We start from the raw sequence: 13,804 nt of genomic DNA, 5'->3' as shown, positions 1-13,804 counted from the left end.
CCAAGGTTGCGGCAACTCGCCGGCCCGGAGCGACAGATCCGTCGATGCTACTGCCGGCGAGGCGGATATTTCGTCAGACAGACATGCTTGGCGATCTTGTTCCGGGGTATGACCACCGCCGGCGTGGTGCCGGAGGGTTCGCCTTCGTCGGCATCCAGGGCATCCTTGAAGAAGCCGCTGTCATAACGCGTGGTGCATTCGTCATATTTGTTGCAGACGGCGAGCTTGGTGCAGACGATCGCCCCGCCCTGCTCGTAGATGTAGTAGGTGGCGCTGGAATAAGGCGGGCGGGCATAGCGCTCGGTGCGAATGGTGATGTCGCCTCCGCCCTTGATGTAGTCCTGCGCCAAGGCGCCCGGCATGGCGCCGACGAGGCAAGGCAGGACAATCAGGACAAAGCCCATCAGTTTGCGCATGGGATCAACCGCCTCGCGTTTCGACCGTCTCCACCCCTATGCGGCCTCGGCGGACAGCCGTCAACGGACCGGTACACCGGCATGAAAGCCCCAAAAGTGCCGTCGGCTTCGCCATTGCGGCCATGCCCGGGACAAGTCCAGGCATGGCAAAGCAGCGCTTCAATCGAGCCCGGTCAGACCGAGACCGGCCGCACCGGGCCCTTGCCGCGCTTTGAATCCAGCGGGATCGGATCGTTGGTGCCGCGGCTCGTCGGCTTGGTCGGCGCCAGATTGGAGCGAATGAAGTCGGAAATGCGCGGCGCGATCTCGGCCCGGAAGCGCGAGCCGTTGAAGACGCCGTAATGGCCGACGCCCAGCTGGGTATAGTGGGCCCGCTTGTCGGCCGGCAGGTTCACGCACAAGCCATGGGCCGCATGAGTCTGGCCGTGGCCGGTGATGTCGTCGTTCTCGCCCTCGATGGTGAAGAGCGCGGTGTTGCGGATGGCGCCCGGATCGACAGGCTTGCCGCGATGGGTCATCTCGCCCTTGGCGAGGGCGTATTTGACGAACACGGTGTCGACCGTCTGCAGGTAGAATTCTGCCGTCAGGTCCATCACCGAGAGATATTCGTCATAGAATTCGCGATGCTTCTGGGCACTGTCGCCATCGCCGCGCACCAGATCGAAATAGAGCGTCTTATGGGCGTCGAAATGGCGGCTCAGATTCATCGTCATGAAGCCGGTCAACTGCAGGAAACCGGGATAGACGTCACGCATGAAGCCGGGATTGGGGAACGGCACCTTGGTGATGACGTTCGACCGGAACCAGTCGACACCCTTCTCGACGGCGACGTCGTTGACCTTGGTCGGCGAGAGGCGGGTATCGATCGGGCCGCCCATCAGCGTCATGGTCAGCGGTGCATAGGGGTCGTTTTCCGCTTCCATGCGGGAAACAGCCGCCATCACCGGCACCGAAGGCTGGCAGACGCCGATCACATGGGTATCGGGGCCGAGCACATGCAGCATCGAGATGATGTAGTCGATATAGTCGTCGAGATCGAAGCGTCCTTCCGATACCGGCACCAGGCGGGCGTCGGTCCAGTCGGTGATGTAGACTTCATGATTGGGCAGGAAGGCCTCGACCGTGCCGCGCAGCAGCGTGGCGTAATGCCCCGACATCGGCGCCACGATCAGAAGCTTCGGGTCCGGACGGTGATTGCCGCGAATGGCGCGGGAAAAACGCAGGAGATTGCAGAAGGGCCGGCGCCAGACGACCTCCTCGTGCACGGCGACACGCTCGCCGCCGACCAGCACGTCCTTGATGCCGAATTCAGGCTTGCCGTAACGGCGTGTAACGCGCTCGAAGACCTCGCAGGCCGCCGCAACCGACTTGCCCCAGGTGGTCATAGAAAAAGGATTGCCGGGATTTTCAAAAAACGCCCGAGTCGCATCGGAAAAGGCTCTAGTCGGGCCAAGCGCCGCATGAGTCGCTTCGTAGATGGTGTAGACGGGCGCGGAAATCGCGCCCAACCCCATCATGCCCTTAAGTTCTTCAAACATAGCACCACCAAACTACAGATTGCAGGTCCGTCGCTGAATGCTCGTCACGGATTTGTCATAGCAGGATTATTGCGACGCAACAAATATTCCGGAGTGTAGAAGCGATATCGTCAACAATCTGATACCGGCAGCGGGCAGGAAGCCTATGCTGCTCCGACACGACCAAGGGAGTTCGAAATGCCCACCCAACCCGCTCTCGGCCTGACTTCGCGCGAGGGCCAGCCGGATCTGTCCGACCTCGCCGCCAGGCTCGATGAGGTTGCCGATCTCGGCCTCGCCTTTGTCGAACTACCCGCTTACCACTACGATCTCGTGCTCGCCGGGCGCCCGATGGCCTCGCGCGTCGCCGAATTCGAAGCCATATGCCGGGACCGCCCCTTCGGCTTCACCGTGCATGGCCCGCTGCCGATCAATTTCATGGCCCCGCCGGCGCTGCTGCCGCGCTTCCTGGAAACCACCGAGGCCTTCATCGAAATCGCGGCCCGCATCGGGGCGCCTCACCTCGTCATCCATGCCGGCATGATGCAGGCCGACGAGCGCCACGACGCCGAGAATGCGGCCGCCCGCCAGCGCGACTATCTCCGCCGGGCCGGCGATGTCGCGGCCGCGCATAATGTCGTTCTCTGCGTCGAGAACCTGTTCGATTTCGGCCCCTATGCAGCGACGCCGAGCATTGCGCGCCTGGCCGAGGAACTCGCTCTGATCGACCACCCGCAGGTCCGGGCCACGTTCGACTTCAGCCACGGCCTCATCCACGCCAGCCAGTATGGCTATGACTTCCTGGAGGAGGCCAAGGCGCTGGCGCCCTTCGCCAAGCACCTGCATCTGCACGATTCCTTCGGCCAGCCCGACCTGCCCTGGGTCTATGACAGCGCCGAGGCCAATGCCTTCGGCCTCGGCGACCTGCATCTGCCGCTGGGTTGGGGCAGCCTGCCCTGGGACGCCCTGGCCGAGCACTGTGCCTTTCCTGCCGAAATCATCGCCATCCACGAACTCAACGAGCGTTTCTGGCGGGACCGGCAGGAGGCGCTCGACAATGCCAGGGGCTTTGTAGAACGCCTGCGGACGGCGGACTGAGAAGGCGGACATCTCGTCCATAAGCGCTAACTTAAGGGTTGGGCGAGATGATCGAGCTGAAGGTACGGCTCCCCATGTGAGCCCCCTCGCCCCGTTCTTACGGGGAGAGGATACAGGTGAGGGGCTACGCAATACTTGGTTTTTCGAGGTCCGTGCTGCCCCTCATCCTTACCTTCTCCCCGTAAGAACGGGGCGAAGGGATGGCCGGCGTCGCGCCTCTCGCCTGAAGTTAGCGCCTATGGACGTCTCGTCCGCCCCTTGGAACCACCACATAAGCCGTCAAAGCGCCCCTGTCGCATTCTGCACCATGCCTGTCGCGACAGGTCACGTGCGTAAACGGGGCTGGCCTAACATCGCCTCTCCAGGGAGGAAGCACCGTGAATACCGACGTCATCATATCCTGCGCGATCACCGGAGCCGGCGACACCGTCGGCAAGCACCCGGCCATCCCGGTCACGCCCAAGCAGATTGCCGATTCCGCCATCGAGGCGGCCAAGGCGGGCGCCGCCATCGCCCATCTGCATGTCCGCGATGTCGACACCGGTAAGGCCGGGCGCAAGCTCGAACATTATCGCGAGGCCGTCGAGCGCATCCGCGATTCGGGTGTTGACGTGGTGATCAACCTCACCGCCGGCATGGGCGGCGACTTCTTCTTCGATCCGGCCAATCCGCGCACCGGCGGCGCCGGCACCGACATCGCCAATGCGGCCGAGCGCGTCGCCCATGTCGAGGAACTCAGGCCCGAGATCTGCACGCTGGATTGCGGCTCGGTGAATTTCGGCGACGGCCTGTTCATGGCCACCGGCGAGACGCTGCGCGAAATGGCCGAACGCATCCAGGCCGTTGGCGTAAAGCCCGAAATCGAGTGCTTCGAACTCGGCCATATCTGGCAGGCCAAGGACCTGATCAAGCGCGGCCTGATCGATGCCCCGCCGATGTTCCAGCTCTGCCTCGGCATTCCCTGGGGCGCGGAAGCCACCACCGAGACCATGGTCGCGATGCGCAACCACCTGCCGCCGGGCGCCAACTGGGCCGCCTTCGCCATCGGCCGCATGCAGATGCCCTTCGTGGCCCAGTCCATGCTGCTGGGCGGCAATGTCCGCGTCGGCCTGGAGGACAATATCTGGCTCGACCGCGGCGTGCACGCGACCAACCAGTCGCTCACGGCCCGGGCCAAGGAAGTCATCGAGCGCCTGGGCGGACGAGCGCTTACCCCAGCGGAAGCACGCGACAAGCTCGGCCTCAAGAAGCAGAAATGAGTCGGGTCACCACGCCCAACGAGGGCAGGCCCTTCGAGGGTTGGGATCGGGCCAAGCCGATCCCGGCCCCTTTGGCCTTGCACCGCACGCCGGTGGTCGAGGCCTGGGCCGACTATAACGACCACATGACCGAGAGCGCCTTCCTGCTGGTGTTCGGGGATTCCTCGGACGCCTTTTTCCGCATGATCGGCGTCGACGAGGCCTACCGTGCCGCAGGCTCCTCGATCTACACCATGGAAACGCGGATCCGGAACCTGCGCGAGGCCCATATCGGCGATCCCCTGGCGCTGACGCTGCAGCTCATCGACCACGACGCCAAGCGCCTGCATATCTTTCATGCCATGACCAACGAGGCCAGCGGCGAGGTGCTCGCCACTGCCGAGCAGATCCTGGTGCATGTCGACATGCAGGCCGGACGCTCCTCGCCCTTCCCGCCCGAAATCGTCGAGCGGATCGAGGCGATCGCCAAGGCCCATGCCGACTTGCCGGTGCAAGCCACCGTGGGCGTACCGCTGGGCATCCGGCGGAAATAGGGGCTGCACGCCCATCCCAGCAAGACGCGACCCGCCTTCTCCCCTTGCGGGAGAAGGCTGATCGCGGCTCATTCGGAGAGATCGAGATCACATCACAGCAAAAAGCCGGGCACAGAGCCCGGCTTCGGTATTTCTGACAGGAGCGCCGCTGCTTACTTCGGCAGATCGATCGGCTTGTCGCTCTTGGAATTGAGATAAGCCAGGATGTCGGCGCGATCCTGCGGCTTGGGCAGGCCGGCGAAGGACATCTTGGTGCCCTTGGCGAAGGCCTGCGGGCTCTTGATGAAGTGGTAGAAATCGTCCGGCGTCCAGGTCTCGCCCTTGTCGTGCAGCGCCTTGATGGCATCGGAATAGGCGAAGTCCGACTTATGGCCCTTCGGGCCGCCGATCACGCCGAACAGGTTCGGGCCCACGCCGTTCTTGCCGCTCTGGTCGTCGGTGTGGCAGGCCGCGCACTTCTTGAAGATGGCGGCGCCCTTTTCAACCGAAGCCTTGGCGACCAGCTCGGCCAGGGGCGGATCCTGGGAGGCGGCAGGCGCCTCGGCCGTGGCGGCAGGCGCAGCGTCGGCGAGTTCGTAGCCAGCCTTCTCCGGTTTTTCCTGCTTGAAAATCTCCTCGGCGACGATGCTGAGTCCCAAGGTCAGCATCAGCGTGCCCAGGACTGCGCCGGCAATCTTGTTCAGTTCAAACGATGACGACGAACTCATCCCCGGCTCCGACTCGAGATCAATCTGACGAAAGGCACAAGATGCCCCCGCACCTATAGCCTCAAACACAAACTCCGGTAGCCGCTCTGTCAAGCGGCAAACCGCATGGGACCCTCTATCCGGTTTGACCGGTAGTTTGCAACTCGTATAAATCGCGCGCGCTTGCTACTTTTCGCCGCCCCGCTCCGGAAGCGGCTGTTCAGAGGCTGTTGTCCTTGTCCCATCCCCTCATCCTGATCCCCGCTCGCATGGCCTCGACCCGCCTGCCGGGCAAACCGCTCGCCCCGATCGCAGGCGAAGCGATGATCGTGCATGTCTGGCGCCGGGCCTGCGAATCGCGCCTGGGCCGGGCGGTGGTCGCCACCGATACGGCCGAGGTGGCCGAGGCGATCCGCGCCGCCGGCGGCGAAGCGGTGATGACGCGGCCCGACCATCCCACCGGCTCCGATCGCATTTACGAGGCTTTGAGCGCCATCGACCCCGAGGGCCGGCACGACACCATCATCAATGTCCAGGGCGACCTGCCGACCATCGAGCCGGAGACCATCCGCGCCGTGTTCGGCCCGCTCTCCAACGAGGCTGTGGATATCGCCACCCTCGCCGCGGTGATCACGCGCGAGGAGGAGAAGACCAATTCCAGCGTGGTGAAGGTGGTGGGCACGCCGATCGAGCCCGGCGTGCTACGGGCGCTGTATTTTACCCGTGCCACCGCGCCCTGGGGCGAGGGCGAGCTCTTTCACCACATCGGCCTCTACGCCTATCGCCGGGCCGCGCTGGAGCGTTTCGTCACCCTGCCTCCTGCCCCCCTGGAGCAGCGCGAGCGCCTCGAACAGCTGCGGGCCTTGGAAGCGGGCATGCGCATCGATGTTGCGGTCGTCCCTGCCGTGCCGCTAGGTGTGGACACGCAGGAAGACCTCGATCGCGCCCGCCAAATTCTCGAAAGAACCTAGCGTATGACTGAGTCCAAGCTGAAAGTTTCGTTCCAGGGCGAGCCCGGGGCCAATTCCCATATCGCCTGCAACAATGTCTATCCCGATGCGGAGGCGCTGCCCTGCCCGACCTTCGAGGACGCCTTCAATGCGGTATCCTCCGGGGAAGCGGACCTCGCCATGATCCCGATCGAGAACTCGGTGGCCGGGCGCGTCGCCGACATCCACCATCTCCTGCCGACCTCGGACCTGCATATCATCGGCGAATATTTCCTGCCGATCCACCACCAGCTCATGGCCGTCCCGAGTGCGAGCCTCAAGACCATCCGCACGGTGCACAGCCATCCCCAGGCCCTCGGCCAGTGCCGCATCACCATGCGCGGGCTCGGCCTCACGCCGGTGACCGAAAGCGACACCGCCGGCGCCGCCCGGCTGGTGCGCGACTGGCAGGACCCGGGCAAGGCCGCCCTCGCCTCCACTTTGGCCGCGGAGATCTACGGCCTCGATATCCTCAAGCCCGATGTCGAGGACGAGCCCTACAACACCACCCGCTTCGTGGTGCTGTCGCGCGAGCCCGACTGGGTGCCGGTCGGCCAGGGGCCGACGGTGACCTCGCTGATCTTCACGGTGCGCAACCTGCCGGCCGCGCTCTACAAAGCGATGGGCGGCTTCGCCACCAACGGCATCAACATGACCAAGCTGGAGAGCTACATGGTCGGCGGGCATTTCTCCGCCACCCAGTTCTATGCCGAGGTCGACGGCCATCCCGAGGAGAAGAACCTCAAGCGCGCCTTGGAGGAACTCGGCTTCTTCTCGACCAAGATGCGCATCTTCGGTGTGTTTCCGGCCGATCCGGCCCGCGACGACCACGCCCCGCCGGCAGAGTAATATCCCTGGGACCGCCGGCTTCCAGCCGGCTCTTCTCATAACGCGCATCGCTTCCAAGAGCCGGCTGGAAGCCGGCGGTCCCAGGTTTTCTACGGCACCACGGCGCCGCCCTTCTCCGCGAATTCCTTCAGGAGGTGATGAGCGATCGCCATCGGCTTGGGGGCGTTGAAGCCGGCGGGATGCTCGTCGAGCAGCATCTGCACCACCTCCTCGCGCGTGAACCAGCGCGCATCCTCCAGTTCCTTGATATCGACATTGATGTCGCGGCCGGTGGCGCGGGCAAAGCAGCCCACCATCAGCGAGGAGGGGAAGGGCCAGGGCTGGGAGGCGAAATAACGCACATGCGAGCAGGCGATGCCGGACTCCTCCAGGATCTCCCGGCGCACCGCGTCCTCGATGGTCTCGCCCGGCTCCAGGAAGCCGGCCAGCGCCGAATACATCTTCTCGGGAAAGCGGGTCTGCCGGCCCATCAGGCAGCGCTCGCCATCGATGGCCAGCATGATCACCACCGGGTCGACGCGGGGAAAATGCTGGGTGTTGCAATTGGCGCAATCGCGCCGCCAGCCGCTGGCGGTGATCCGGGTCTCCTGGCCGCAATTGGCGCAGAAGCGATGGCGCTGGTGCCAGTCCAGCACTTCCTTCGCGGTGGAGAGCTCTCCGAGGATCTCGGGCGCCACCAGCCCGCGCATGGCGAGGGAGCGCAGATCCATCGCCTCCACGTCCGGGCGCCAGGCAAGATCGTCGATCAGCCCCTTGTCGAAAGCCCGGGCGAAGACGGCGCTGCCATCCGGCTGCAGACCCAGGAATATGATTTGCCGACTATCTTTGAAGGACTCGATCTCCTCGCGATCGAACAGGGCCTCGTGGGCACCGTCGCGGATGCGCAGGAGCGGGATGTCACCGGAAAAGGCGAAGAAGCGGCAGGACGAGTGTGCCAGCTTGTCGGCAACGAAGGCTTCGTCCTCGCGCTGGCCGGAGGCGCGATCGAGCGGATTGAGCGAATAGGCGATGGCGGCGGAACGGTCGAACAGGGTATGCAGGCTCATGGCAATGTCTTCCGGCAAGATCTTCATGAAATCGGGAGCAATGTACGAAGCTGGCTAATCAAATCGGCGGCGACAGCCTCGGCATAGGGCCGGGCCGGCACCTGGCCCCAGATGGGTTTCGGCCAGGCGGGATCGCCTTTGAAGCGTGCGATGACGTGGACATGAAGCTGCGGCACCATGTTGCCGAGAGCCGCGACATTGAGCTTGTCGCAGCCCGTGAGAGTCTTCAAGGCCTGCGAAACCGCGGCGATCTCCTGCATGAGTACCACCCTGTCCGCCTCGTCGAGCTCGATGATCTCACTGATGTCGGCCCGTTTGGGGATGAGGATCAGCCAGGGAAAGCCGGCATCGTTGGACAGGCGCAGATGCGAGAGGGTGAGGTCGCCGATGGGAAGGGAGTCCCCGGCGAGCTGGGGATGCAGGGTGAAGGCGGGGGGCATGGCGATTCGCGCAATGGGAGGACTTGTCCGCCATTTCTATCCCCAGAGCATGGCGGTTCCAAGGGCGGACGAAATGCTTATCGGCACCAGAAGTAAGGGGTGGGCGAGATGACACAGGTAAGAATAAGGCACAACACTTGCGCCCCCTCTCCCCGTTCTTACGGGGAGAGGATGGAGGTGAGGGGCTAAGCCATGCGATCAATTTGCAACGGCGAGCCGCCCCTCATCCTTACCTTCTCCCCGTAAGAACGGGGCGAAGGAACGGCTGGCGTCGCGTCCAACAACTCATGGCCGTCTGGCCCGCTTCTTACCCCATCACCATCAACAGGTCCTTGGCATCGATCTGGGCACCCGGAGAGACCAGTATTTCGGCGATCTTGCCGTCCTGGGGCGCATGGAGCGCCGTCTCCATCTTCATCGCCTCGATGGTCAGGAGCACGTCGCCGGCCTTCACCGCCTGCCCCGGCTTCACCGCCACGGTGGAAATGGCGCCCGGCATCGGTGCCGCGATATGGGCCTCGTTGCCGTCCTCGGCCTTGCGGCGCGCCTTGACGCTGCCTGCCGCCAGGCGATTGGGCACCCGGATGATGCGCGGCTGGCCGTTGAGCTCGAAGAAGACGCGGACCTGGCCCTCCTCGTCGGTCTCGCCCATCGTCTGCAGGCGAATCACCAAGGCCTTGCCGCGCTCGATCTCGATGGTGAGCTCGTCGCCCGGCACCATGCCGTAGAAATAGGTCGCCGTCGGCAGCACCGAGACCGGCCCGTATTTGCGGGCGGTGACGGCATAGTCGGTGAAGACCTTGGGATACATCAGGTAGGAGGAGATCTCGTTGCCCTCGACGGCGCGGCCGATCTTCTTCTCCGCCTCCGCCTTCAGCGCCGGAATGTCGGCCGGCGGCAGCAGCGAGCCGGGGCGCACGGTGATCGGCGCGCCCTCCTTGAGGATCTTCTTCTGCAAAGCGGCCGGCCAGCCGCCTTCGGGCTGGCCGAGATCGCCGCGCATCATCTCGACGACGGAGGCCGGGAAGGCCACCTCGCGGGCGGGATCGGCGACATCCTCGGGGGTGAGGCCCTGCGCCACCATCATCAGCGCCATGTCGCCGACCACCTTGGAGGACGGCGTCACCTTGACGATGTCGCCGAACAGATCGTTGGCGGCGCGATAGGCCTTGGCCACCTCGTGCCAGCGCGTCTCCAGGCCGAGGGAGCGCGCCTGCTCCTTGAGATTGGTGAACTGGCCGCCCGGCATTTCGTGCAGATAGACCTCGGAGGCGCCGGCCTTCAGGTCGCTCTCGAAGGCGGTGTATTGCGTGCGCACCGCCTCCCAATAGAATGAGATCTGGCGGATCGCCTCCGGGTCGAGGCCGGGATCGCGCTCGGAATGGCGGAGCGCCTCGACGATGGAACCGAGGCAGGCCTGCGACGTCGTGCCCGACATCGCATCCATGGCAGCGTCGACCGCATCGACGCCGGCCTCGATCGCTGCCAGCACCGTGGCGCCGGCAATGCCGGAGGTGTCGTGGGTGTGCAGGTGGATCGGCAGGCCGATCTCCTGCTTGAGTTCGCTCACCAGCTTGCGCGCCTGGGCCGGCTTGAGCAGGCCGGCCATGTCCTTGATCGCCAGGATGTGGCAGCCGGCCTTTTCGAGCTCGCGCGCCATGCGGACGTAGTAGGCCAGGTTGTATTTCGAGCGCGAGGCGTCGAAGAGATCGGCCGTATAGCAGATCGCGCCTTCCGCGAGCTTGCCCGCCTCCAGCACGGCATCGATCGACACCCGCATGTTCTCGACCCAGTTCAGGCAGTCGAAGATGCGGAAGAGATCCATGCCGGCATCGGCGGCCTGCTTGACGAAGAGACGCACGACATTGTCGGGATAGTTGGTGTAGCCGACGCCATTGGCCCCGCGCAGCAGCATCTGGGTGAGGATGTTGGGCGCGCGCTCGCGGATCAGGGCCAGGCGCTCCCAGGGATCCTCGGTGAGGAAGCGCATGGCGACGTCGAAGGTCGCCCCGCCCCAGCATTCGAGCGAGAGCAGCTGCGGCAAGCCGCTGGCATAGGCCGAGGCGACACCGGCGATGTCATAGGTGCGCATGCGCGTCGCCAGCAGCGACTGGTGGGCGTCGCGCATGGTGGTGTCGGTGACGAGGACGCGCTTTTCCTCCTTCATCCAGCTCGCGAACTTCTCGGGCCCCAGCGTGTCGAGCAGTTGCTTGGTGCCGGAGACGGGCCTCACCTTGAATTCCGGCGCGTGCGGCGTACGCGCCTCGGCCGGCGGCCTGGCCCGGCCGCGCGCCTCGGGGTGGCCATTGACGGTGACGTCGGCAATATAGGTCAGGAGCTTGGTGGCGCGGTCGCGGCGCTTGGCGAACTGGAACAGTTCGGGCGTCTCGTCGATGAAGCGCGTGGTGTACTGGTTGGAGCGGAACTTCTCATGCGCCAGCACCGCCTCCAGGAAGGGCAGGTTGGTGGCGACACCGCGGATGCGATATTCGCGCAGGGCACGCGTCATGCGGGCGATGGCCTCCTGCGGGGTGGAGGCCCAGGCCGTGACCTTTTCCAGGAGCGGATCGTACCAGCGCGTCACCACCGCGCCGGAATAGGCGGTGCCGCCGTCGATGCGGATGCCGAACCCCATGGCGCCGCGATAGGCGGTGATACGGCCATAGTCCGGGATGAAATTGTTCTCGGGATTCTCCGTGGTCAGCCGGCACTGCAGCGCGTGCCCGCGCATGAAGATGTCGGCCTGGGCGGGGATGCCGGTCTCCAGCTCGCCATCGGCGCCGATGACGCCGATGCGCCCGCCCTCGGCGATGCGGATCTGCGCCTTGACGATATCGAGATCGGTGACGACCTCGGTGACGGTATGCTCGACCTGGACGCGCGGATTGACCTCGATGAAGTAGAACTTGCCGGTATCGGCATCCATCAGGAACTCGACGGTGCCGGCGCCGGCATAATCGGTGCCGCGGCCGATCTTGAGCGCCGCCTCGCACAGGCCCTGGCGGGTCTCCTCGTCGAGATAGGGCGCGGGCGCGCGCTCGATCACCTTCTGGTTGCGGCGCTGGATCGAACAGTCGCGCTCGAACAGATGCACCAGCGTGCCATTGCCGTCGCCGAGGATCTGCACCTCGACGTGGCGGGCGCGGCGCACCAGCTTTTCAAGATAGACCTCGTCCTTGCCGAAGGCGGCCTTGGCCTCGCGCTTGGCGGTGAAGACGGCGTCGAGCAGCTTGTCCTCGCTCTCGATCGGACGCATGCCGCGCCCGCCGCCGCCCCAGGAGGCCTTGAGCATCACCGGATAGCCGACGGCTTGCGCCGCCGCCTTGATCGCCTCGGGATCGTCGGGGAGCGGGTCGGTCGCCGGCATCACGGGAACGCCGACCGAGATGGCGAGGTTGCGCGCATCGACCTTGTTGCCGAGCGTGCGCAGCGTCTTGGGGCTGGGCCCGATGAAGACGATGCCGGCGGCGGCGCAGGCCTCGGCGAATTCCGGGCTCTCGGACAGGAGGCCATAGCCGGGATGGATGGCATCGGCCCTGGCTTCCTTGGCGACGCGGATCACCTCGTCGATGGAGAGATAGGCCTCGACCGGTCCCTTCCCCCTGCCGATCTGATAGGCTTCGTCCGCCTTGAAGCGGTGCAGCGAAAGTTTGTCCTCCTCCGCATAGACGGCAATGGTGGAGATGCCGAGTTCCGTGGCGGCCCGGAACACGCGGATGGCGATCTCGGAACGATTGGCGACGAGCAGGCGGCGGAAGGAAGGTCGCATGAGCACTCGCGGTCTGGAGGGGGGGTGGGGAATTTATGTTGCAATGCGAAGAGCGATGCAAATGCTTTCCCGCGTCGGTAAATCCTACGCGTTCCGCCAGCGATGAAATGTCGACGTTCGCCGTTTTGTTCGCTTATTTGTTCAAGAGGGCGAACGAGCCCGCCCTTCCTTCGTGACGGAGCAAATGTCGATGGCCTCACTGCCCCCATGGCGCGGCATCAGGATCGGTTCGACACCCCGGGGGGAAGCCCCCCTCGCCATCAGGCGGGCCTGGATCGGCCTGACGCTGCCGCTCCTGGAAACGGCGCCGTCGGCACCGGAGACCATGGTCGTCGAGATCGGGTTTCGCAATCCGGCCGGCCTCCTCAGTGCGCTAAAGCAACGCCTGGGTTTCAAGCCGCCGACGGCGATTTGGCAGGCCTACACTGTGCAGGCCGCGAGCGCTCTGCGCCTGCTCGAGAACCATTCCCCGGAAGCCGCGCGATGGTGGCGGCAAAATACGCCCTGGCTGTACCAGCCGGCCCAGGTCCTGGCCTTCGATGCGGATTGCTGCGAACTGGTGTTTGGCGAGAGGGTTCCGGCCAATGAGCCGTGACAAAAAAGCGGAAGCCCCGCCGGGGGCGGGGCTTCCTACGGGCTACCGGGCTGGTGTCGGGGCGCAGGGTCCGATAACCCGAAGGCGGGCTTAGTAGCAGACCTTCACGCGCTTCCAGAAACCACCGTAGTAGCCATCGACCCAACGCTTCTCGATGTGGCAGCGGCGATAATAGACCGGGCGGTAGTCGTCATAATAATAGCGGCCACCGTAATAGCTGTTGTTGTAGGCCGAACCGGCGAGGAGGCCGCCCAGCAGGCCGATGCCGGCGCCGGCGGCGAAGGCGCCACCACGGCCATAGCGGGCCTCGGCGGTGCCGGTGGTGGCGATTGCGGTGCCGGCCAGCGTGGCGGCGACCAGGGCTCCGGTCAGGATCTTCTTGAACATCGTCTCGTTCCCGTTCTTGTCTTGCGCGGTGCTGCGCTTGATCTGATGGGATGACAATGCCACTGCCGCCCCGGCCTCTCCGTGCGATTCGTCACGGGATGCAACCGAGGCGTGTCCGGGCGCAAGACGATCAGGCGGGCGCCGATTGCCCTTCACCGGCCATGGCGACATAGTAGCCGCATGAGCAGAGAATCGAACTTACGGACGCCGCGATCTTCCA

The 13,804-nt window shown here is 64.9% G+C and carries 13 protein-coding genes; 6 read left to right on the top strand and 7 right to left on the bottom strand.

The features are described from left to right. Positions 1–47: 47 nt before the first annotated feature. Together ACIGJE_RS07240 and ACIGJE_RS07235 are read right to left on the bottom strand one after the other, a co-directional pair. Positions 48–416 (bottom strand): hypothetical protein, encoded by a 369-nt coding sequence (locus ACIGJE_RS07240; RefSeq protein WP_311943813.1) that lies wholly within the window; start codon positions 414–416, stop codon positions 48–50. Positions 417–589: 173 nt separating this feature from the next. Continuing rightward, positions 590–1,954, bottom strand: a complete 1,365-nt coding sequence (locus ACIGJE_RS07235; protein WP_367625574.1) for a polyhydroxyalkanoate depolymerase — start codon at positions 1,952–1,954, stop codon at positions 590–592. Between the two features lie 177 nt (positions 1,955–2,131). Between ACIGJE_RS07235 and ACIGJE_RS07230 the strand changes: the two genes are divergently transcribed. From ACIGJE_RS07230 to ACIGJE_RS07220, 3 genes are all read left to right on the top strand, one after another. Continuing rightward, positions 2,132–3,031: a sugar phosphate isomerase/epimerase family protein gene (locus ACIGJE_RS07230; protein ID WP_311943811.1), complete on the top strand. Its 900-nt coding sequence runs from the start codon at positions 2,132–2,134 to the stop codon at positions 3,029–3,031. Positions 3,032–3,408: 377 nt separating this feature from the next. Further along, the gene (locus ACIGJE_RS07225; RefSeq protein WP_311943808.1) at positions 3,409–4,290 is read left to right on the top strand and encodes a beta-keto acid cleavage family enzyme; all 882 of its coding nucleotides are present in this window, start codon (positions 3,409–3,411) and stop codon (positions 4,288–4,290) included. Then, the gene (locus ACIGJE_RS07220; RefSeq protein WP_415087371.1) at positions 4,287–4,823 is read left to right on the top strand and encodes a thioesterase family protein; all 537 of its coding nucleotides are present in this window, start codon (positions 4,287–4,289) and stop codon (positions 4,821–4,823) included. The genes ACIGJE_RS07225 and ACIGJE_RS07220 overlap by 4 nt, the downstream gene beginning before the upstream one ends. A gap of 152 nt (positions 4,824–4,975) precedes the next feature. Here ACIGJE_RS07220 and ACIGJE_RS07215 read toward each other — a convergent pair whose 3' ends face one another. Next, positions 4,976–5,530 (bottom strand): c-type cytochrome, encoded by a 555-nt coding sequence (locus tag ACIGJE_RS07215; protein WP_311943803.1) that lies wholly within the window; start codon positions 5,528–5,530, stop codon positions 4,976–4,978. A 215-nt stretch (positions 5,531–5,745) separates the two neighbouring features. Here ACIGJE_RS07215 and ACIGJE_RS07210 point away from each other — a divergent pair, with 215 nt between their 5' ends. Both ACIGJE_RS07210 and ACIGJE_RS07205 read left to right on the top strand, forming a co-directional pair. Next, positions 5,746–6,480, top strand: coding sequence for a 3-deoxy-manno-octulosonate cytidylyltransferase (locus ACIGJE_RS07210; protein ID WP_311943800.1), 735 nt, complete (start codon positions 5,746–5,748; stop codon positions 6,478–6,480). Between the two features lie 3 nt (positions 6,481–6,483). Then, a complete protein-coding gene (locus ACIGJE_RS07205) occupies positions 6,484–7,347 on the top strand; it encodes a prephenate dehydratase (RefSeq protein ID WP_367625571.1) in 864 nt (287 codons plus the stop codon). 89 nt (positions 7,348–7,436) lie between these two features. Here ACIGJE_RS07205 and nudC read toward each other — a convergent pair whose 3' ends face one another. From nudC to pyc, 3 genes are all read right to left on the bottom strand, one after another. After that, on the bottom strand, positions 7,437–8,393 hold the full coding sequence (gene nudC, locus ACIGJE_RS07200) for an NAD(+) diphosphatase (protein ID WP_415087370.1): 957 nt from the start codon (positions 8,391–8,393) through the stop codon (positions 7,437–7,439). A 23-nt stretch (positions 8,394–8,416) separates the two neighbouring features. Further along, positions 8,417–8,833 (bottom strand): HIT family protein, encoded by a 417-nt coding sequence (locus tag ACIGJE_RS07195; protein ID WP_311943793.1) that lies wholly within the window; start codon positions 8,831–8,833, stop codon positions 8,417–8,419. A gap of 307 nt (positions 8,834–9,140) precedes the next feature. After that, the gene (gene pyc, locus ACIGJE_RS07190) at positions 9,141–12,602 is read right to left on the bottom strand and encodes a pyruvate carboxylase (protein WP_311943791.1); all 3,462 of its coding nucleotides are present in this window, start codon (positions 12,600–12,602) and stop codon (positions 9,141–9,143) included. 190 nt (positions 12,603–12,792) lie between these two features. Between pyc and ACIGJE_RS07185 the strand changes: the two genes are divergently transcribed. After that, positions 12,793–13,197, top strand: coding sequence for a hypothetical protein (locus tag ACIGJE_RS07185; RefSeq protein ID WP_311943788.1), 405 nt, complete (start codon positions 12,793–12,795; stop codon positions 13,195–13,197). 90 nt (positions 13,198–13,287) lie between these two features. On the opposite strand, the gene ACIGJE_RS07180 is transcribed toward ACIGJE_RS07185, so the two are convergent. Further along, the gene (locus ACIGJE_RS07180) at positions 13,288–13,584 is read right to left on the bottom strand and encodes a hypothetical protein (RefSeq protein WP_068290808.1); all 297 of its coding nucleotides are present in this window, start codon (positions 13,582–13,584) and stop codon (positions 13,288–13,290) included. Between the last annotated feature and the right edge of the window lie 220 nt (positions 13,585–13,804).

The organism is Labrys sp. E2SS-1L (assembly GCF_057073705.1).
Note: the sequence above shows the minus strand (reverse complement) of the source record. Positions and strands in the feature narration are given on the sequence as shown.